Here is a 17134-nt window from a genome sequence, read left to right on the forward strand (position 1 = left end):
CCAGCGGCCGCGCGGGTCGTTGTACCGCTCGATGCGGTAGCCGGCGCGGCGCAGCATCGCGTGGGCGCCCTCGATCGCCTCCTCCGCAGTGGCGCCCTCAACTTCGCGGCACGAAGATTCGTGCAGGCGACCGCGAGGAACGACAGGCGCTCGATGTCGCGTCTGCGTGTACCGGTCACCGATCCCGATACGGGACGCGCGCCAGCACTGTGATACCTCGCGCCACGGTGACCGAACGACGTCGGAACCGACGAGGATCCGAGGCGTGAAGAACAGCAGTGACGGTGAGCACTACCTCCTCCTCAGGACAGCCCTCTGGGCAGACGGCACCGACGTCGTTGGAATCTATGGCAGCGAGCAGCGCGCTCGGGAAGCAGCAGGTTCCTCTACGGGACCCGATCGGTGGACGCTCGAGGAGTGGAGAGGAGACGTGCGCCGCAGCAGTCTCCAGCTCCAGGCCGCTACGCGCTCACGCTGACGCAATGGAGTTGCACGGCTACAGTCACGAAGGAGGGTCGCGATGCGGCGACCGCTGGGGAGGTCGCTGTGGGCGAATCGAATGATGGCCGCTTCAAGAAGCTGCCCGATCGGATCGAGCCGGCTCAGCAGACCGTGAGCGTCCCGGCCAGCGAAGACGACTCCACGACGCCACCGCAACCGCCGGCCGGCGTTCCTGACCTCGTGATCGCGACTCGCGTGGCGGACACCGCCACGATGACCGGCCTTCTCCGCCGTACGGCGGGGCGCGTTGCACTGACGGTCGTCGTCGTCGCGGCCGGCCTCGTCACCGTCCTCGCCGCGCTCAACCTGCGCTTGTAACCAGACCGATCAGCAGTGAGCGAGGACGGCGCGTCCGACAGCGGCGCCTCTCGACTCGCCCACCGAACATTCCGGGGATCCCATGCTCAGAGCACTTTCGTCCACTTCCATGTTCTGGATCGGTGTCGCCGGGATTCTCCTGGGCATCGTCTTCGGCACGATCGTGCCGTTCTGGATCGCCCCCTACCAAGCCAACGGATCACCCACCGTCGAACAGATCATCAGCACCATCCCGGTCCTCACACGAATCGCGGAGGGCATCGGCTACTCGTTCGTCGCAGGAGCCTTCGTCGTTCGCCACTTCGAGAAGCGCGAACTCGTCGACGCTCGACGGTCCGTGCACTTCGTCGGCCGAGCAGCCCGGAAAGACGAGCAGTAGCCCCTCCGAGCAGTCCGCTGAAAGCGTCCCGCGGATCGATCCCCTTACAGGACACTCTCGGTCGCGAGTCGGTAGCTCCTCGTGGTGAGAGCCGCGTCACGCCTACTGTTCTCCCGTGGGAGAACTCAAGGTAACGAGCTCGGCGGCGGTCGAGGCCGCTTCACGTCGCGCCGAGGGGTGGATACGCCGTGGTTGAACGCCTGGACAGTTGGGATCCGAGTGGACTCTCGCCGGACCGGCAGACATCACCCCGCCAACGACGGTTGTTGAGACTGTCGCTCGTGCTGGGCGCTCTAGCCGTCCTGGCGGCCGCGGTTCTGTGGGTGGGTGATCTGCTGTTCGGCGTGCATGGCCCTTCGCACTACGTCAGCATCACCAACGACACCGGAGCCTCACTCACCTGGTCCTGCTCCTGGTCCGATCTTCACCTCGCCGCCGGGGAGACGGGTCAGCTGCGCATCCTCGACCAGCCCGACCAGGACTACGGCTGCGTCCCACAAGCAGCGACCCCCTTCGTAGCGGCGGCGCACAACAACGACATCTGCCCGTCGCTCAACTCGATGACCGAGGGAAGGCAGTTCACGGCAACCGACTTCGCGAAGACCTACCGCTGCCCGTAGCTGCATACGCGACCGGTGAACGATCCCCATGTGAGACAGCCCATGGACTAGGAGCAAATATGATCCTCTCCTGCGAGACTTCGCTGCATGAGTGAGCTCCGGCCTGTGCAGCATCAGGAGGAGCGCGTGCGATCGAGGACGAAGCGGTCTGGCGCGCGAACCTGGCGCCGTCTCGGATTGGGAAGCGTCGCACGGTTCATCGCGATCCTTGTGGCGGGGCTTGCGTCTCCGCTCTCGGTGGCAGCCGTGGTCGGCGGGGACGACTGTCCCGGGTACCTTGGGGCGTCAGACGTTCGCGCTCTGCTGGCAGTCGCCGGCGTCGCCTCGATACTTCTCGCTCTGTTCGTCCTTTGCGCGGGCCGTGACGAGACGCTGGACGGTCACCATCGAACCGCCGGCCCCATGGCACTCATCGCAGTGATACCCGGCTGGGCCGGGACCTGGCTCTCCTCTCTCCTCTGGGACCCGTGGGACACCCGGAGAGGACCCGAGCCCGCACTGACCCTTTCGAACCTGGGGTTTCTTCCCATCGCAGAACTGAGCATCATGCTCATCGCCGCGACGATCGCTGGACGCATCAACAGGACGCTGCCACGAGTCGCCGTCCTCGTCGCGGCCAGCGTCACCGCCACCGTCGTCGTTCCGCTGATCGCAAGCGGCTTTGTCGGCGGCTGCTAAGGCTCCACCCCTGCCCGCTCCTAGGTCGGTCTCGAGGAAAGTCAGGGAGCCGGAGTGGACGGCACCTGGCAGGTCGCCAACAAGTGAGCGAAGCAGGAACGCTGCGTCGCCGGGTCCCTGCTCGCCGCTACAGACCTGCCGCAGGGGCAGTCCGGAAACCGCAACCGTCGGCGTTCGTGGTTCGACTGTGGCGACGCGGCCAAGAAGTGGGGACTTCGTTCGGCCGCGCGACAGATCGGCGCGGGGGCGCCGGTGTCGCACTGCTCTCGGCCGCGGCTCGGTCGCGGCCGAGAGCAGCACCACGAAACGGGGCACCGCGAGAACCGGTAAACGATCCCCGACCGGACACCCGAGCCGGGCGGGAGAGGAAAACGCCGTCGACGGCTCATAGATCGGCTCACTCGGATCGAGCTGTCGAGGGTAGATTCGCCGGATGATGACGACTCGGACCGGCCGCTCCACCCTCGCTCTGCTGCTCTCCCTTCCCGTGTTTGCGCTCGTCGGTTGCGCCGGTTCGACGACGGAGGCTCCGGCGTCGACATCGGCTGCCGCACCGGCGTCGAGCGCGACCGCCACTCCGACGTCGACCGCCTCGACTACTCCCACGCCGACCGCGACTGCGCAGGGGGAAGCGGCCGGTCCGGTGTGGCCAGAGGACCCGTGCCAGGACACGCAGCTCACGGCCACGGTGGAGGACCGGCCCGAGCTCTCCGGGGCGGGCCAGGAAGGGTTTGCGATCGTGCTCACGAACGCCTCGGATCAGGCGTGCTCGTACTTCGGGTGGCCGGGCGTTCTGATGCTCGGCGCCGATGGCACACAGCTCACCAGCGCCGGCACGTCGGGTGCGGAAGCGTTCCCGGGGGCTCTCGCCCCGGGTGAGTCGGCGAAGGCGGAGGGCCAGCTCTCGGCGGTCGGCGCATACGACTGCACGCCGACTACCGCGACGACTGTCCGGGTGCTCGTCACCTCGGACGGCGCCGGCCCGGGAATCGACACGCCCTCCGATTTCCAGGTCTGCGGCGGGGACGGTCGCAGTGACTTCACGACCGGGCCGCTCACGCCGGCTTCCTAACTCCTCCTGAGCCCCGGCTGCACTCGTGGATGGGTTCGAGGGTGGAGACAGCTTCGTGCTATTCCTGCTGCTGGGCGCCCTTCCCTTCCTCCTCCTCGTGGCCGTGGTCTCGGTCGTCACGATCGGCATCCTTCAATGGATCGGTGGGCGCGGTCGGTCCCGTCCGTAGGCTGAGCGCATGTGCGGTCGTTTCGTCGTCAAGGACAACACCGAGGGCCTGCTCCCGGACCTCTTCACCGGCGACTTCGCCGGCCTGCGGCCGAACTACAACGTGGCGCCGACGTCGCCGGTGACGGTCGTGCGTGAGCGCGACGGGGAGCGGTCGGCGCCGACCGTGCATTGGGGGTTCGTGCCGGTGTGGGCGAAGGACTTCAAGAAGCAGCGGCCGCAGCCGATCAACGCGCGGATCGAGACGGTCGCGAGCTCGCCCATGTTCCGGAAGGCGTTCGCGACGTCGCGGGTGCTGATCCCGGCGGCCGGCTACTACGAGTGGACGGTCACGGAGACGGGGAAGCAGCCGCACTTCATCTACGAGCCCGATGCGGCCCTCGCTATGGCGGGCATCGTGTCGGCGTGGCCGGATCCGTCGAAGGCGGAGGACGATCCGGAGAAGTGGCGGCTGTCGACGGCGATCATCACTCGCGACTCGCATGTGGCGCCGGGTGAGGTCCACGACCGGATGCCGGCGTGCATCACGCCGGACGGGTACGACGACTGGCTCGGCGGGCACCTCGACGTCGACGCTCTGATGCAGCTGCTCGACCGGGAGTCGTACGCGGTCGCGCACGACCTCGAGCACTACGAGGTGTCCCGCGATGTGAACAGCGTCCGCAACAACGGACCCCACCTGCTCGACCCGCTCCCGCCGGCCGCGGTCCCGACCTGACCGGGATGACTTTCGACCTGTGGGCGGGGCTGCTGCTGCTCTTCCTGAACTACCTGCCGTTCGTGGCGGTCGGCTTCGTCGTCTTGTTCGTGATCGTGGGGTTCGTAGTCCTCATGCGCCGCGAGGCGCGACGTGACCGCAAGTAGAAACTGCTCGACCGGGTGCGCTGGGCATCGCCACCGTTGGCACGTCGTGTCTAATGGTGCGGTGCGGTCGAGAAGTGGGGACTTCGTTGACACCGCGAGCGGCCATACCGGGCAAGGGGCTCCGGTGCCGCCCTGCTCTCGGCTGCGCGCATGGCGCGGCCGAGAGCAGCACCCGCCGGCTCAGCGGTGCTGCACCCAGATGTTCGGCTCCACGTAGATCCCTTCGTCCGCGTCGCGGTCGACGCGCAGCATCGAGAGGCCGCCGGGGATGACGTACTCCCCCGATGTCGGCAGGGCCATCCCGGTCCACTCCTCCCACTGGGCGACGGTGCCGGTCATCACCTGCGACCGAGGGGCGACGCCGAGGACCGTCGCGCCCATCCGCATGTGCGTGCGCAGCCACGGGTCCAGCGGCAGCCCGTCCTTCCGGGTCCATGCGGCGTAGACGTCGATCGGGGTCAGCGGGTAGCGCGGCTTCATCGTCGGGCGCAGCGGCACGATCACGTGGTCGTAGCCGCTCGTGACGGCGCCGAGGTGGCAAAGTATGGTACGGCAATCAATGAACTTACACTTCGTCTTTCAAAGGAAGATCAACCGATCCTCGACGTGCTGCAAGCGATGTTCACCTTGACGCAGGCCGCGCCGAGCGCCGGCAAGAGCGACGCCGTGGCGAAGGCGATGCAGATCCTCACATTATGGGCACGGGGAGACATTGCAGTTGAATCAATACTGACGGAGGTGAGGTTTAGCGCGAGGCTTGAAGTGGGTGATCGTATCCGGATCTTGCCGAAGACGACGCCGTGACCGAAGCCAAGTCGATCAGATAGTTGACCAAGCCACGGCCGTAGACACTAAGGTGGCCTCGTGACGAAGATTCGATCTAGCGACGTGTTCACCCCCGGGAAGAACACCACTCTGACCTACGTCGACCGCGCGGACGATGGCGCTGCCGCCAGGCTCCGCAAACATATCCGGCGCGGCGGAATGCTTGTGTCGGTTGTCGGTCCTACCAAAATGGGCAAGACTGTACTTGCTCAAAAAGAAGCTCCGAATGCATTTGTAATTCAAGGGCATGCTATCCAGAAGGTCGAAGACTTTTGGACCCGCTTCGCCACATATTTTGGGATCCCTAGCGAAACTTCGCAGTCAAAGGTGACAGGCGATAAAAGCAAATGGGGATTCTTCAGCAAACTAAGTCTTTTCGGAGTTGGCGAAGCTGGAGCGGACGTTGGGGGTGAGCACACCACCGATATTGGCTCTTCGTCCAACACAACAATCAACCCCGAGCAAGCCGCTCTTGAGGCGGTTAAAACCATCTACGCAAAGGGTGGTCGCGTCACCGTGGTGGTTGACGACTTCCACTTCATCCCCCGGGGGGTTCGGAAGTCACTCGTGCAAGCGCTTAAGCCGGTTGCTTTCGCCGGCGCCTGCATCATCTTCATCACACTGCCCCACCGTCGCGCAGAAAGCACCGACCTTGTCTCGGATATGGGAGGCAGAACGGCAGTGGTCGAGGTCACGCCGTGGGCATCTACGGACTTGGCAGAAATCGCCAGCATTGGCTTTCCTAAGCTCCGGCTCGAAGACCACCTTGGTCTCGGGGAGAAGTTGGCCGCCAATAGCTACGGCAGTCCTCAGATCATGCAGCAACTGTGTCTTGAGCTGGTCGAGACCGTCAACGATGTAATCGAGGAGTGCGACGAACCCACCCTTGTGAACGAGCCAGCCGACTGGGAGGACTTCTACCGCGAAGTCCGAGATGAAGGCGCAATAAAGTGGGTTCAGAGATTCATTGGCGGACCACTTGTGCGCGGGCAGAAGAGAAAAACTCACACTCTTGTGGATGGGCGTGAATATGATGGCTACCAGGTCATAATCGCTGCCCTCAAGGAGCTCGGTCCCCCTCTCGACCTTTCTCCCACCGAGCTGAATCTACAAATCGACAGCATGCTCAGGGACCAGAAGTCAGGAGACGTAAAGGTCGGCGGCAAACTGGCACAAATGAGCGCGCTGGCGACAAAACCCCTAGAGGCCGCGCTGAAAGAGGCGGACAATGAGGACGCCGAAGTCGGCGAAATCTTCCAAGATCTACCAGGCAATGACCCTGCGAGCGGGACACCGCAGCCCGTCTTTGAATATATGCCCGAGGATGTCGGAAATACAATTCACATTCTCGAGCCATACGTCGCCTACACTATTCGTTGGCACGTCGACGGCTTGCTGGAATAGCAGCTACTGAAACGTCCATTATGATGCGGCAGAACATGACCGCGAGCCGTAAGAGCACATTAGACATATCCATCTTTACTAAGCAGTAGGAGCCCCCTGATGGCACAGAAGCTGACTCTCATCGATGATCTCGACGGCACTCCGATCGAGGGCGACGGTGGAACCGTCAACTTCTCGATCGACGGTGCGAACTATGAGATCGATCTGTCGGCAGAGAACGCCGACGCGCTGCGCGCCGTGTTCGAGAAGTACATCGACGCGGGCCGGCGCGTGCGCCGAGACGGCAGCGCCGGCTCGGCGTCGCCCGCTCGAGCGAAGGCCACCCCGGAGCGGTTGAAGGCGGTTCGGGAGTGGGCGGCGGAGAACGGGCACGAGGTCTCCTCGCGCGGCCGCATCCCCGCCGATGTCCAGAAGGCGTACGACGACGCCCACTAGATCGGGACTACCGTTGATGGTCTGACGAGCGCATCGGGAGGGGTGCCGGTGGTTGCATCGTTGTCGACGGCGGCTCTGCTGCGCAGCCCCTGGGCGCGGATGGCCGCTCTGATCACCGCACACGACGATGGCGGCGACCGGGAGCGGGTGCGCTCGGCAGTCGCGCGGCCGGTGTTCGCGAAGGCCGGGAAGATGGTGCGCTACTCCCCCGCCGCCGACGTCCTTGGCGACGGTGACGAGTATGTGGAGCCGTCGCCGGAGCTGTTGGCGTTCGTGGCGCATCAGTACGCGATCCCGGCGGGGTTTCTGACCGGCGCGGATGACAACGAGGTGCGTGATGCCGCGTTGCATCGCGCTCTCGATGAGCGGTATCTGCGGGGAACTGCGGTGCCGGATTCATTCACGGAGACGACGCGATGCCCGACGTTGGCGGGCGAGCTCGGCAGGGGCGGCGATGTGGCGACGGCGCTGCGCGCAGCGGAGCGCCGGTCACTGCTGGCCGCGATCCCCATCGCGCTGGTGAGCATCGGACTGACCGGCGTGCTCGCGGCGGCGGCCGTGGTGACTGCCGCCGATGGGTGGCAGTGGCTCTTGGCGTTGCTGTTCCTCGCGGCCGCGGTGACGGTCGTGTGGGCGTGGACGACGCGGCTGGTGTCGGCGGTGAGGTTCTTCCGGCTGCCTCCGGCCACCGCGCAGCGGTGGTCGGATCTGCTGCTGAAAGAAGCAGTCGGCGTCTACTTCCATGACCTCTACACGGAGGGCTACCTCCCCCGGGCCTGGTTCCACGACACCTTCTGCCGGAACCAGCCGATCACCCGGGCGGCGTTCGAGCGGCTGGGCACGGACACTGTGACGCGCGGGATCCTCGTGCACATGGCGATGCGTCAACTTCCTGCGTTGCAGCGGGCGCATCGCCGGCAGGTGCGGCCGCCGGCGGGGCTGTGAGCCGCCCGCGCACCGAAGGCCGCGCGCGGTCCCTCGGTCAATCGGGGCGAATGGCGGGGTCCGCGACAGCGGAGCTAGGGGATGAAGACCCCGCTCGACGCTGCCTCGTCAGAGTAGGCCGCTCTGAGAGCTGGGGGCAGTCCCAGTCGCGAATGCGACAGTGACGCCATGACCACTCCTCGCACTCCCCTGGCTCGAGCTGCGCTGATCAGTAACGGGATGGTCTGGTTCGGGCTGTCGCTGATGTTCGCGAGCATCGCCGGCGAGCAGACGTTCGCCGCGTTCTCGGGCGAGTGGTTCAACGTCCTGGGCTGGTTCCTCCTCGTCGCCGTAGCGATCGGCTTGGCCGTCGTTGGTGTGATCGAGAACCGCAACATCCGTGCGGGCAAGCGGCACCGGCCGCGCCCTCGCCGCTGATCGCCGCTCGAGCGCGGGTGGCCGTTCCATCCGCGTGACCGGGGGGGTCGAGGGGGCTCTCCCCCTCGTGCGGGCCGGCCCGTTTCGGGTCGGCCCGCACGCGCGCTCAGAGCATGTAGAGGTGGTATCCGACCGCCACGCCCTCGCGGAGCGGGCCGAAGGTGTCGGCGTAGTCCTGCGTCTCGTGGCTGTTCGTGATGAGGTCGAGCGCGACGCGCTCCTCGTCGCTCTCGTCGCTCATCTCGTCGGGCTCGTCCTCCCACTCGCGGAGGACCCGGTGCCCCGCGTCGGTGACGCGGTAGAGCGCCCAGTATCCGGAGAACGTGCCGACGCTCTCGCGCTTGAACACGAGAGCCGTGGCGGTCGGCCAGGCGTGCCGGGCGGCAGCGGTGAAGAGCACGCGCACCGCGGCGTGCAGGGCGCGGATCTCGCCCGTCTGGGCGGCAGCGTTCACGGCGTCTTGCGCGGCGCGCAGCTCGGCGGTGTGTCCCCACACGTCGACGTCGGGGGCGGGGGTCGTGGTGGTGGTCATGGTGGGCCTTTCTGCAGAGTCGAGGGAGGAGGGGCGGGGACCGGCGGCTGCCGGTCCCCGCGGAGCGGGCTAGCTCAGAGCCGCGGCATCGGCGGCGGTGGTGTCGCCGGTGACGACCTGCTCGACCGGGGAGAGCGCGTAACCCCAGGCCGCGAGCTGGCGGAAGTGAGCCGCGGCGCGGGCGTCGCCGCGGCGCCACGACTCTTTGCTCGTGTTCGCCTCCTGCCCTGCGAGGACGATCGCCAGCGCGACCAGGCGGGCCTTCGCGGGGTTCGCCTCGACCAGCGGGGCCAGCGCGTCGGCGTGGTAGCCGGAGGGCTGGGTGACACCGAGGAGGGTGTGCGCGAGCGCGTTGCCGTTGCCCATCCCGCCCGACACCGACGAGCGGTGCGCAGTCAGTCCCAGGGCGATGACGCGCTCGGTGTCCTTCGGGAGGGTCTTGCGGGACAGGAGCGTCGCGATCCAGTCGCGGCGCACCGTCTCCGCGGCGATCCAGGCGCGGTTGTTCGCGAGGAGGATGCGGCGCTCGGCGGACTTCGCCGCCTTCTCCTCCTCCGTCTCGGGCTCGGCGGGCGCGTTGTAGGCGTAGCTGAATCCGTGGGCGGCGGGGTCCTGGATCGCGTAGGAGACGTGGGTGTTGCCGTCGTAGATGGTGCTCACGAGGACGCCCCGCGGCTCGATGGTCGCGATGTGCTCGACGGTGACGCGCTTGCCGTCCTCCGTGCGCAGCGGGTCGATGACGACCCACGCGCTGCCCTCGCCGTCGACCTGATCGCGGGTGAGGACGGTGAAGCCTGCGGCCTCCTGGTTCGCCTCCTCCACGAGGACGGCGACGCGGCGGGCGCGCGCCTTGCGGTGGCGCTCTGCGGTGTGGGTGAACTGGCTCGGGTTGGTGGTGGCGACGGTGATGAGGTCGGCGCGGGCTTCCTCGTCGTCCTCAAATTCGAGGATGATCGCGGCCTGGTCCAGGGTCAGCTCGTGCTCGTGCAGCGCGGTCCGCGCGACTGCGGACTCCTCGACCGCCAGTCCCGCTTTCACGGTCGCGGCCTTGGTGCCGGTGCGCTTGGCGATGCTCGCGGCCGACAGGCCCTCGAACGACAGCTGCGCCCACGCGGCGGTGCGGTCGGCGGTGGTGAGTTCGGCGCGCTGGTCGTTCTCGATGATCTGCTGCACGATCCGCTCGGCGGTCTTGTCGTCGCCCTCCACGACGTAGACAGGGATCGTCGCGAGGCCGATTTCACGGCTCGCGAGGGTCCGGCGCTGCCCCGCGCGGACGATGACGTTGCCGTGCTCGTCGCGGCGTCCGAGCACAGGCGACAGGATCCCGCTCTGACGGATGGAGTCGATGAACTCCTTGGTCAGCGGGGCGCTGGTGCGGACGTTCTGCTCGATCACGAGGGCGGTCGGGTCGATGTGCTCGATGGTCCCGGTTGCGGTGGTGTTCACGATGGTTTCTCCTTGATCGGTGTGCGATCATTGAGGCGACAGGTCCCGTGGTTCTAGTACAACTACGGGGCTTTTGTCGTCTTCCTGATCGTTTTTCTTTGCCTCTCCGGCGGGATGAAACCAATTGAGTGGAGACGCCGTAGTGACGGGCTTTCCGGGCGAAATAAGGGCGCTTGCGCCCGCGTCCGGAAAGGTCGGCACGGAGGCGTCGGAGCGAGATAGGTTGAAACCGCGGAGAGGTGAAGAAAACGGGGAAACGGGCCGCGTAGCGGCTTCCCTTCGGCGGTGCTCCGTCACCGTTGCGCGGGCGGAGCTCGCGCCCCCGGAACGGGGATGCCGGGGAGTGTGAGGGGGTCGCCCCTCACGGGCCGGCCCGGAAGGCCGGCCCGCACCGCGCGGCTACCGGTCGGCGGGCTCGTAGCAGTTGGCGCAGTCGCACGGCCCGCCGGGGTTCTCCGTCCGCTCGACGGCCGCGATCTGCGCGGCCTGCTCCGCCGGGGAGAGCGCCTGCCACCCCTCATCCACCCGCCGGTTCGACTCGATGCGTGCCGCACGCTCGTCCAGCGTCTCCGGGGTCGGGGTGAGGAAAGCGGCCAGTGCCGCGCCGGTGTCCTGCTTCTCGGCGGGGGTGAGGAACGCGATCAGCGCGGCGGCGTAGGCGGTGCCGTCGTCGGTGACCGGGAATCCGCCGGGGGCCCCTTCTCCGGGCAGGGTGAGCGTGTTGCGGATGTGCGCGAGGATCTCGGCGTCCGCGGCGGTCGCGTCGTCGTCGGACTCGGCGCGGCGGGTGTCGAGGATGAGGGCGAGCTGCTCGGCCGTGGCGCGGCCGGTGTCGGTGCGGGTCATGGTGTGGTCCTCTCAGCGGCTCATGAACGGGGCGACGCGGCGGATCGCTGCGCGGCGAGCGTGGGTGACGCAGTGGCGGAACGAGCCGCTGGTGATGCCGTGCAGCTCGTCGGAGTGCCACGCCTCCCAGACACCGGACTTGCGGCGGGTGACGAGCACGGAGGGCGTCGTCCTGGGGTCGGTGCCCACAACGCGGATGCTCACCGCGCGGGTGTTCGCGAGCGTGAGATAGGTCTTAGCCGTGGTCTGCAAGTCGGTGGCGGTCTGCATGGTGTGGGTGCTCCCTCTGGCTGATCGTTTTTCTTTGCCTCTCCGGCGGGAAGAACCGTTTGAGTGGAGGCGGCGGAGTGACGCCCATTCCGGGCGAAATAAGGGAGCGCAGCGACCGCGTCCGGAATGGGTGGCACGTAGCCGGTGGAGCGAAATAGGTTTGAACCGCGGAGAGGTGAAGAAAACGGGGAATCGGGCCGCATAGCGGCCTCCCCTCGGCGGTGCTCCGTCACCGCTGCGCGGGCGGAGCTCGCGCCCCCGGAACGGGGATGCCGGGGAGTGTGAGGGGGGTCGCCCCTCACGGGCCGGCCCGGAGGCCGGCCCTCGCCCGCTCAGCTCGCCGCGGCCGTCTCCGCGACCGCCTCGCGGGCCGCGTCGAGTTCCGTGGCGGTGCGGTGTCCTTGCACGTCGGCGTAGGCGACGGAGTAGGGGCGCGTTCCGGCGTTCCAGTCCAGGGCGACGGTCACGGTCTTAGGGTTCACGCGGGTCACGACGCTCCACCCGTGCTTGTGCTTGATCGCGTCGCCCTTGGCGATCGTCTCGCGGCTGTGGATCGTGACCTGTCCCGCGGCGGCCTGCGCCTCGCGGACCTCCGACCAGTAGTCGCGCTGATCTTCGAGCTGCGCGCGCTCGGCGTGCAGCCGGTCGAGTCGGGCGCCGGTCGCGGGCGCGGTCGTCTCGATGTAGCCGCCACCGAAGTTGTGCGAGCTGCCCTCGATCTTCCGCGTGCAGCCGCGAATGTCGGTATCGAGCCGGTCGATCCGGCGGGCCACCATCCCCGGCGCGTAACGGTGTTCGGTGGTGTGGGCGGCGACGTCGGCGCGGGCGCGCGCGCGGGTGGCCTCGCGGTCGGCCTCGACGCTGCGACCCATCGCGTTGTGGGCCTTCTCGATCGCGTTACGGTGCCGCGTCTCGGAGTGGTGGCCAACCTTGATCGGCTCGCCACCCTCCGGAAGCCGATCGAACGCGCGTCGCGCGGCCGCGTCCGCGGTGTCAGCGTCGACGGCGCGGCGGTCAGCCTTCGCGTCGAGGGCGTCGACCCGGGTGGCCTGGCGCTCGATGGTCGCCGCCTCCGCCTCGGCGGTCGGGCGGAACGTCTCTTCGGCCTCGATCGTGACCTCGTGTCCGGCGTCGCGCAGGGCGGTCGCGGCGCGGTTGATGGTCCACCACTTCGGCAGGCGGTCCCGGGACTGCGGGACGTACCAGGCGCCGATGGAGCGACCCCAGCGCCAGCCGGACGCCTTCAGGATCTCGGCGGTGCCGTCGCCGCGGCTGGTGCCCTCGATGATCGTTCCGGCCTCGGGGGTGTGGGTGATGGTGAGCATGCTCTGTCTCCTTCTCGTCTCGGCGGGGGTCAGTCGTTGTCGCGGAAGTCGACGGTCGTCTCGCTGCGGTCGTGCAGCGCGTACGCGGCCGGGTACAGGTCGAGCGCTCGCGCGACGTCGACCGGCACGACGACGTAGGCGTCGGAAGCCATGTAGCCGATCCGGCCCTCCCCCACGGGCTCGACGGGCTCGAAGTGCTGCAGCGTCACCCCGGCGACCGCTCCGCTGCGGGTGACCAGGTGCACGGCCGGAGCCTGGTCGGTCACCGGGTCGCTACCACCGGCGCCGACGATGACCACCTGACGGGCCGTGCGGCTGATGCCCTCCGTCCCGGGTCCGTGGTACTCGCTCTTGATGACCTCGGTACGGTGGCCGCGCTGCTCGCTCATGCTGTGTCTCCCTCTGGCTGATCGTTTTTCTTTGCCTCTCCGGCGGGAAGAACCGTTTGAGTGGAGGCGGCGCAGTGACGCCGCTATCGGGCGAAATAAGCCCGCAGGGCGCGTCCGATAGCGGTGGCACGTAGCCGGTGGAGCGAAATAGGTTGAGACCGCGGAGAGGTGAAGAAAACGGGGAAACGGGCCGCGTAGCGGCCTCGTACCGGCGGTGCTCCGTCACCGCTGCGCGAGTGCAGCTCGCGCTCCCCGGAACGGGGAATGTCGGGGAGTGTGAGGGGGTCGCCCCTCACGGGCCGGCCCGAAGGCCGGCCCGCCGCCTCTCAGCTCTCGTCGTCGCTCTCGTCGTCGTCGGCGTCGAGGATCGCGGCGATGCGGTGCGCGGTGGTGAGTACCCGCGCGGCCGTCTCGCGGATCGTGTCGGCCTTGCAGTCGCTCCACGTCGCGACGTAGCCGACGCTGTAGGCGCTGGTGTCGAATCCGACGAGCCCGGCGACGACGAACGCGACGGACTCGGCTTCCGTCTCCATCAGCCCTCGGTGCTGCGCGTACTCCTCCAGGTCATCGACGTGACCCATCAGCACGTGCGCGGCCTCGTGGATCAGGGTCTTTGCGGCCTGCTCCGGCGACAGGCTGGAATCCACGACGACCGTGCGCTCCTCGGGGGCGGCGTAGCCGTTCGTTCCCTGCGGCAGCGGGCGGCGCTCGACCGTCCACCCTTCGGCCTCGAGAGCGGCCGTCAGCGGCGCGATGACGCCGTGATCGTGCTCCCCGGTGAGCAACTGCGCGATGTCGCGGGGATCCTCGGCGCCCTCCATCAGGTCGGTCTGCTCGATCGCGAACACGGACACGAGCGGGTAGTACGTCTGGACCTTCTGACCCTTCTCGTCGGTGCTGGTCGTGGTGCCCTCCTCGGCCTCCTCGTCAGCGGCGATCTTCCGCTGAGCGAAGCCGAAGATCTTGATCGCCTTCTCGCCCTTGCGTACCTGGCGGCCCTTGGCCTGCCACGCGCGGAACCCGGCGACGGCGGTGGCGTCGGGGCGCTGAGCGAGGATCAGCAGGAGGTTGCCCAGGCTGTAGCGGTGGAACGAGGACGCGAAAGAGAGGAACCGTCGCCACTGGTCGGAGTCGCGCAGCGCCTCGACCTGCTCGGTGATGCTCTCGTGCAGCGCGGCGGCCTGCTCGCGGCGCTCCTCCGGTGTGGTCCGCGGGGCGCGCTTCTTGGCGGTGGTCTTGCGGGCGGTGGTCGTGCTGGTCATGGCGATTCTCCCTGTGCGAGGATCGACGCGACGGGTCCCGTGGTTCTAGATCAACTACGGGGCTTTCGTCTTGTCTGATCGTTTTTTTGTGCCTCTCCGGCGGGAAGAACCGTTTGAGTGGAGGCGTCGCAGTGACGCCTATTCCGGGCGAGATAAGGGAGCCTGCGACCGCGCCCGGAATAGGTGGCACGGAGACGACGGAGCGAAATAGGTTTGTACCGCGGAGAGGAACAAAAAACCTCGAAGCAGCGCCGCGCAGCGGCTCCCCGTCGCCGCAGGCGATGCGCGCGAAGCGCACCCCGCGCCTCGAGCGGAACACCGGGGAGGGTGAGGGGCCGGCCCCTCACGGGACGGCACCGCCGGCCCTCCCCCGCCGAGAGCTGAGAGCCGCTGTCGGCGCCGGATGGGACGATGGAGGCATGTGGGAGCTGGCACACCGGACGCGCGCGGAATCGGCATCAACGGTGGTGCGCAGCAACGCGGCGACGAGCGCCGCGGCGATCGCAGAAGTGCGCGCAGGGATCCCGGAGGATCACGTCATCCTCTACGTGCTCCGCATCGAGAACTGAGCGGGCGCTCTACTCCGCGGCGCTGCGTCGGGGTGCGCGCTGGGTGGTTGTGGTGACGACGGCGGTCGCGCGGGTGAGGTTGGGGCCGATGGCGTCGGCTTCGAGGACGCGGCCGGTGCGGCGGTTCTCGCCTTCGCCCCAGGCGACGGTGCGCTCGTAGCCGACGACGATCACGGCGTCTCCCTTGTGGAGGGAGGCGAGCACGTGCTCGCCCAGTTCGAACTTCGCTTCCACGTAGTGCGTGGTCGGGGCGTCGTGCGGGGTCCACTCCCCCGCCCGGTATTCGCCGGTGTTCTCGATGACGCGCAACTTCACGATCTGCACGCGGCCCGCCTGCACGGCCTCGGGGTCGGCGGCGAGGTTGCCGGTGATCGTCCTGGTACTCATTTGCCTTCTCCTGCTGGTTCGGTTCGTGGGTCGTCCCGTCGACGTCGACGGGGATGCGCTTGGGGTGTTCTGCTCTGGTGCTTCGGTCTCGATACCCCAGGACGCGAGAGCGTCGCGTCGGGTGACCTCGACGGGCGGCTCGGACAGCGCCCTGCGCTGTTCGAGCTCGGCGCGCGTCACGGCGACACTCGGGAGACGCCGCTCGTCGCCGTAGGCGAGGCGGTAGTACCGATCGGCCTCGTTCTCCGCCCAGTCGACCTCGCCCTGCCGGTCCGCGCGCCCGGCGAGATACCCTGCCCGGTACTCGTCGCTCTCGACGTTCGGGCCGGTCACGCTGCGTGCTTCTCGATGAGGTCCGGGCGGAAGCCCGACCAGTGGTCCTCGTCGCTTGCGACGACCACCGGGGCGGCGGAGTAGCCCAGCTCCTCCGTGACGTACGCGAGCGCTGCGGGGTTCGTCGTGACGTCGACAGTCGTGTACTCGATGCCCTTCGCGTCGAGGGCTCGGTAGGTCGCGGTGCACTGCACGCACGAGGGCTTCGAGTAGACGGTCAGAGCCATGAGGAATCCTCCAGATAGAACTCCATGTGCGCTTCGAACTCCTCGCGCTTCTCCTCGGCGCAGTGCGCGTGGATCCACCACCCGGCCGCGTCGCGGTCACCGGCCTTGTCGAGCATCTGCGCGATCACGTTGACCTTCTCGCAGGAGAGAGTGGGCGAGACGGTCATCGCCACGCGGAAATTCGCGAGGGCCGCGGTGTAGGTAGCGCCCGCGGTGAGGAACGCGGTCACCGCCTCGTCGTAGGCGGCCGCAGCCGCGAGATAGATCGTCACGGCGTCGGCCTTCGGCTGCTCGGTCATCGCTTCGCTCCTTCCGGGGTGTGCGCGTCGCCCTCGTCGTCGTCGGTCGCGTGCTCCGCGATCCACAGGTCGGCGGCCTCGTCTCGTCCGAATGCTCGCAGGAGTCCGGCCAACGCGTCGACCTCGCAGCAGCTCATCCGGACGGCCAGATCGTCGGCGGTGTCCCCGTGGGAGAACACGGACACGAACTCGGCCACCGCCTCCGGGAGGGTCGGTGTCTGCGGTTCGGTGGTGGCGGTGTCGGTCATGGTGAAGTCCTCTCGTCGTCGGGTCCCGGGCGGTGGTCCTGCCCTGCCCCTCCCCCTCGTTTTTTTGCCGTGATTCTCAATCAGATTTGTCAAGCCAGCGGGGGTGGTCTGGCCGGATCGTTCTTCCTTCTCTCCCAGCGTTTTTTTGCCTGGAAGGCACGTAGTGCCGAGCAGGGTCGGAGGTGGGAGCGCAACCCGGAGGGAGGCGGAGGAGAGGTTGTCGGCGCGATGGGAGGGAGCGCAGCGACCGCGTGCCGAGAAGCTCGGAGGAGCCGGCCGCGCAGCGGCTTGCGTGGACGCCGGAGGCCCGTACGCTGCCGAAGGCTTCCAGGCAAAAATTCGCGCAGCGCACGACACCGCGCCGGCCTGAGGTCG

The 17134-nt window shown here is 67.8% G+C and carries 26 protein-coding genes; 14 read left to right on the forward strand and 12 right to left on the reverse strand.

Annotated elements, in window-relative coordinates; translation table 11 throughout:
- From C5C44_RS17235 to C5C44_RS17100, 8 genes are all read left to right on the forward strand, one after another.
- On the forward strand, positions 1–213 hold a 213-nt coding region (locus C5C44_RS17235; RefSeq protein WP_219827853.1), incomplete at its 5' end, for a hypothetical protein.
- A gap of 333 nt (positions 214–546) precedes the next feature.
- Positions 547–819: a hypothetical protein gene (locus tag C5C44_RS13340; RefSeq protein ID WP_104224258.1), complete on the forward strand. Its 273-nt coding sequence runs from the start codon at positions 547–549 to the stop codon at positions 817–819.
- Between the two features lie 109 nt (positions 820–928).
- The gene (locus tag C5C44_RS13345; RefSeq protein ID WP_104224259.1) at positions 929–1198 is read left to right on the forward strand and encodes a hypothetical protein; all 270 of its coding nucleotides are present in this window, start codon (positions 929–931) and stop codon (positions 1196–1198) included.
- Positions 1199–1464: 266 nt separating this feature from the next.
- Positions 1465–1818, forward strand: coding sequence for a hypothetical protein (locus C5C44_RS13350; protein WP_146082270.1), 354 nt, complete (start codon positions 1465–1467; stop codon positions 1816–1818).
- Positions 1819–1905: 87 nt separating this feature from the next.
- Positions 1906–2496 (forward strand): hypothetical protein, encoded by a 591-nt coding sequence (locus tag C5C44_RS13355; protein ID WP_104224261.1) that lies wholly within the window; start codon positions 1906–1908, stop codon positions 2494–2496.
- Positions 2497–2929: 433 nt separating this feature from the next.
- Entirely contained in the window at positions 2930–3568 is a 639-nt protein-coding gene (locus C5C44_RS13360; protein ID WP_104224262.1) for a DUF4232 domain-containing protein, read from the forward strand.
- A gap of 178 nt (positions 3569–3746) precedes the next feature.
- Positions 3747–4454, forward strand: a complete 708-nt coding sequence (locus C5C44_RS13365) for an SOS response-associated peptidase (RefSeq protein WP_104224263.1) — start codon at positions 3747–3749, stop codon at positions 4452–4454.
- Positions 4455–4459: 5 nt separating this feature from the next.
- On the forward strand, positions 4460–4600 hold the full coding sequence (locus C5C44_RS17100) for a hypothetical protein (protein ID WP_181074970.1): 141 nt from the start codon (positions 4460–4462) through the stop codon (positions 4598–4600).
- A gap of 180 nt (positions 4601–4780) precedes the next feature.
- Here C5C44_RS17100 and C5C44_RS13370 read toward each other — a convergent pair whose 3' ends face one another.
- Complete coding sequence (locus C5C44_RS13370; protein WP_146082271.1) at positions 4781–5098, reverse strand: hypothetical protein; 318 nt, start codon at positions 5096–5098, stop codon at positions 4781–4783.
- A 6-nt stretch (positions 5099–5104) separates the two neighbouring features.
- Between C5C44_RS13370 and C5C44_RS13375 the strand changes: the two genes are divergently transcribed.
- The 5 genes from C5C44_RS13375 (at position 5105) to C5C44_RS13395 (ending at position 8626) form a co-directional block, all read left to right on the forward strand.
- The gene (locus tag C5C44_RS13375) at positions 5105–5404 is read left to right on the forward strand and encodes a hypothetical protein (protein WP_146082272.1); all 300 of its coding nucleotides are present in this window, start codon (positions 5105–5107) and stop codon (positions 5402–5404) included.
- A 60-nt stretch (positions 5405–5464) separates the two neighbouring features.
- Positions 5465–6829, forward strand: a complete 1365-nt coding sequence (locus tag C5C44_RS16750; RefSeq protein ID WP_146082273.1) for a hypothetical protein — start codon at positions 5465–5467, stop codon at positions 6827–6829.
- A gap of 99 nt (positions 6830–6928) precedes the next feature.
- Positions 6929–7264: an Lsr2 family protein gene (locus tag C5C44_RS13385; protein WP_104224267.1), complete on the forward strand. Its 336-nt coding sequence runs from the start codon at positions 6929–6931 to the stop codon at positions 7262–7264.
- A 48-nt stretch (positions 7265–7312) separates the two neighbouring features.
- Entirely contained in the window at positions 7313–8209 is an 897-nt protein-coding gene (locus C5C44_RS13390) for a hypothetical protein (RefSeq protein ID WP_146082274.1), read from the forward strand.
- 168 nt (positions 8210–8377) lie between these two features.
- Positions 8378–8626 carry a hypothetical protein gene (locus C5C44_RS13395; RefSeq protein ID WP_146082275.1) on the forward strand — a complete coding sequence of 83 codons (249 nt, stop codon included), beginning with the start codon at positions 8378–8380 and terminating at the stop codon, positions 8624–8626.
- 106 nt (positions 8627–8732) lie between these two features.
- On the opposite strand, the gene C5C44_RS13400 is transcribed toward C5C44_RS13395, so the two are convergent.
- From C5C44_RS13400 to C5C44_RS13430, 7 genes are all read right to left on the reverse strand, one after another.
- Complete coding sequence (locus tag C5C44_RS13400) at positions 8733–9158, reverse strand: hypothetical protein (RefSeq protein ID WP_104224270.1); 426 nt, start codon at positions 9156–9158, stop codon at positions 8733–8735.
- A gap of 69 nt (positions 9159–9227) precedes the next feature.
- A complete protein-coding gene (locus C5C44_RS13405; RefSeq protein ID WP_181074971.1) occupies positions 9228–10604 on the reverse strand; it encodes a ParB/RepB/Spo0J family partition protein in 1377 nt (458 codons plus the stop codon).
- A gap of 399 nt (positions 10605–11003) precedes the next feature.
- Positions 11004–11450 carry a hypothetical protein gene (locus C5C44_RS13410; protein WP_104225216.1) on the reverse strand — a complete coding sequence of 149 codons (447 nt, stop codon included), beginning with the start codon at positions 11448–11450 and terminating at the stop codon, positions 11004–11006.
- 12 nt (positions 11451–11462) lie between these two features.
- On the reverse strand, positions 11463–11720 hold the full coding sequence (locus tag C5C44_RS13415; RefSeq protein WP_104225217.1) for a hypothetical protein: 258 nt from the start codon (positions 11718–11720) through the stop codon (positions 11463–11465).
- Positions 11721–12052: 332 nt separating this feature from the next.
- Entirely contained in the window at positions 12053–13045 is a 993-nt protein-coding gene (locus tag C5C44_RS13420) for a DUF3560 domain-containing protein (protein WP_104225212.1), read from the reverse strand.
- Positions 13046–13074: 29 nt separating this feature from the next.
- The gene (locus tag C5C44_RS13425; RefSeq protein ID WP_104225211.1) at positions 13075–13434 is read right to left on the reverse strand and encodes a hypothetical protein; all 360 of its coding nucleotides are present in this window, start codon (positions 13432–13434) and stop codon (positions 13075–13077) included.
- 326 nt (positions 13435–13760) lie between these two features.
- A complete protein-coding gene (locus C5C44_RS13430; protein ID WP_104225214.1) occupies positions 13761–14696 on the reverse strand; it encodes an ArdC-like ssDNA-binding domain-containing protein in 936 nt (311 codons plus the stop codon).
- Positions 14697–15115: 419 nt separating this feature from the next.
- On the opposite strand from C5C44_RS13430, the gene C5C44_RS17105 reads away from it, so the two are divergent.
- Positions 15116–15265: a hypothetical protein gene (locus C5C44_RS17105; RefSeq protein ID WP_181074967.1), complete on the forward strand. Its 150-nt coding sequence runs from the start codon at positions 15116–15118 to the stop codon at positions 15263–15265.
- A 9-nt stretch (positions 15266–15274) separates the two neighbouring features.
- Here C5C44_RS17105 and C5C44_RS16755 read toward each other — a convergent pair whose 3' ends face one another.
- Genes C5C44_RS16755 through C5C44_RS13450 form a run of 4 tightly spaced genes read right to left on the reverse strand, consistent with a single transcriptional unit; the run spans position 15275 to position 16759 of the window.
- Positions 15275–15985 (reverse strand): single-stranded DNA-binding protein, encoded by a 711-nt coding sequence (locus C5C44_RS16755; RefSeq protein WP_146082262.1) that lies wholly within the window; start codon positions 15983–15985, stop codon positions 15275–15277.
- On the reverse strand, positions 15982–16212 hold the full coding sequence (gene nrdH / locus C5C44_RS13440) for a glutaredoxin-like protein NrdH (protein ID WP_104224209.1): 231 nt from the start codon (positions 16210–16212) through the stop codon (positions 15982–15984). Before nrdH ends, C5C44_RS16755 begins: the two co-directional genes overlap by 4 nt.
- Positions 16203–16511 (reverse strand): hypothetical protein, encoded by a 309-nt coding sequence (locus C5C44_RS13445; RefSeq protein ID WP_104224210.1) that lies wholly within the window; start codon positions 16509–16511, stop codon positions 16203–16205. The genes nrdH and C5C44_RS13445 overlap by 10 nt, the downstream gene beginning before the upstream one ends.
- Positions 16508–16759 carry a hypothetical protein gene (locus tag C5C44_RS13450; protein WP_104224211.1) on the reverse strand — a complete coding sequence of 84 codons (252 nt, stop codon included), beginning with the start codon at positions 16757–16759 and terminating at the stop codon, positions 16508–16510. Before C5C44_RS13450 ends, C5C44_RS13445 begins: the two co-directional genes overlap by 4 nt.
- Positions 16760–17134: the final 375 nt, after the last annotated feature.

It is taken from the genome of Rathayibacter sp. AY1F6 (genome assembly GCF_002932035.1).
In the GTDB taxonomy this organism is placed as follows: Bacteria; Actinomycetota; Actinomycetes; order Actinomycetales; family Microbacteriaceae; genus Rathayibacter.

Excerpts from the sequence above, each read along its gene's own strand:
- C5C44_RS13345 (WP_104224259.1), top strand. The coding sequence starts at position 929 with ATGTTCTGGATCGGTGTCGCCGGGATTCTCCTGGGCATCGTCTTCGGC.
- C5C44_RS13355 (WP_104224261.1), top strand. The coding sequence starts at position 1,906 with ATGAGTGAGCTCCGGCCTGTGCAGCATCAGGAGGAGCGCGTGCGATCG.
- C5C44_RS13360 (WP_104224262.1), top strand. The coding sequence starts at position 2,930 with ATGATGACGACTCGGACCGGCCGCTCCACCCTCGCTCTGCTGCTCTCC.
- C5C44_RS13365 (WP_104224263.1), top strand. The coding sequence starts at position 3,747 with ATGTGCGGTCGTTTCGTCGTCAAGGACAACACCGAGGGCCTGCTCCCG.
- C5C44_RS17100 (WP_181074970.1), top strand. The coding sequence starts at position 4,460 with ATGACTTTCGACCTGTGGGCGGGGCTGCTGCTGCTCTTCCTGAACTAC.
- C5C44_RS13385 (WP_104224267.1), top strand. The coding sequence starts at position 6,929 with ATGGCACAGAAGCTGACTCTCATCGATGATCTCGACGGCACTCCGATC.
- C5C44_RS13395 (WP_146082275.1), top strand. The coding sequence starts at position 8,378 with ATGACCACTCCTCGCACTCCCCTGGCTCGAGCTGCGCTGATCAGTAAC.
- C5C44_RS13400 (WP_104224270.1), bottom strand. The coding sequence starts at position 9,158 with ATGACCACCACCACGACCCCCGCCCCCGACGTCGACGTGTGGGGACAC.
- C5C44_RS13410 (WP_104225216.1), bottom strand. The coding sequence starts at position 11,450 with ATGACCCGCACCGACACCGGCCGCGCCACGGCCGAGCAGCTCGCCCTC.
- C5C44_RS13415 (WP_104225217.1), bottom strand. The coding sequence starts at position 11,720 with ATGCAGACCGCCACCGACTTGCAGACCACGGCTAAGACCTATCTCACG.
- C5C44_RS13420 (WP_104225212.1), bottom strand. The coding sequence starts at position 13,045 with ATGCTCACCATCACCCACACCCCCGAGGCCGGAACGATCATCGAGGGC.
- C5C44_RS13425 (WP_104225211.1), bottom strand. The coding sequence starts at position 13,434 with ATGAGCGAGCAGCGCGGCCACCGTACCGAGGTCATCAAGAGCGAGTAC.
- C5C44_RS13430 (WP_104225214.1), bottom strand. The coding sequence starts at position 14,696 with ATGACCAGCACGACCACCGCCCGCAAGACCACCGCCAAGAAGCGCGCC.
- C5C44_RS17105 (WP_181074967.1), top strand. The coding sequence starts at position 15,116 with ATGTGGGAGCTGGCACACCGGACGCGCGCGGAATCGGCATCAACGGTG.
- nrdH (WP_104224209.1), bottom strand. The coding sequence starts at position 16,212 with ATGGCTCTGACCGTCTACTCGAAGCCCTCGTGCGTGCAGTGCACCGCG.
- C5C44_RS13445 (WP_104224210.1), bottom strand. The coding sequence starts at position 16,511 with ATGACCGAGCAGCCGAAGGCCGACGCCGTGACGATCTATCTCGCGGCT.
- C5C44_RS13450 (WP_104224211.1), bottom strand. The coding sequence starts at position 16,759 with ATGACCGACACCGCCACCACCGAACCGCAGACACCGACCCTCCCGGAG.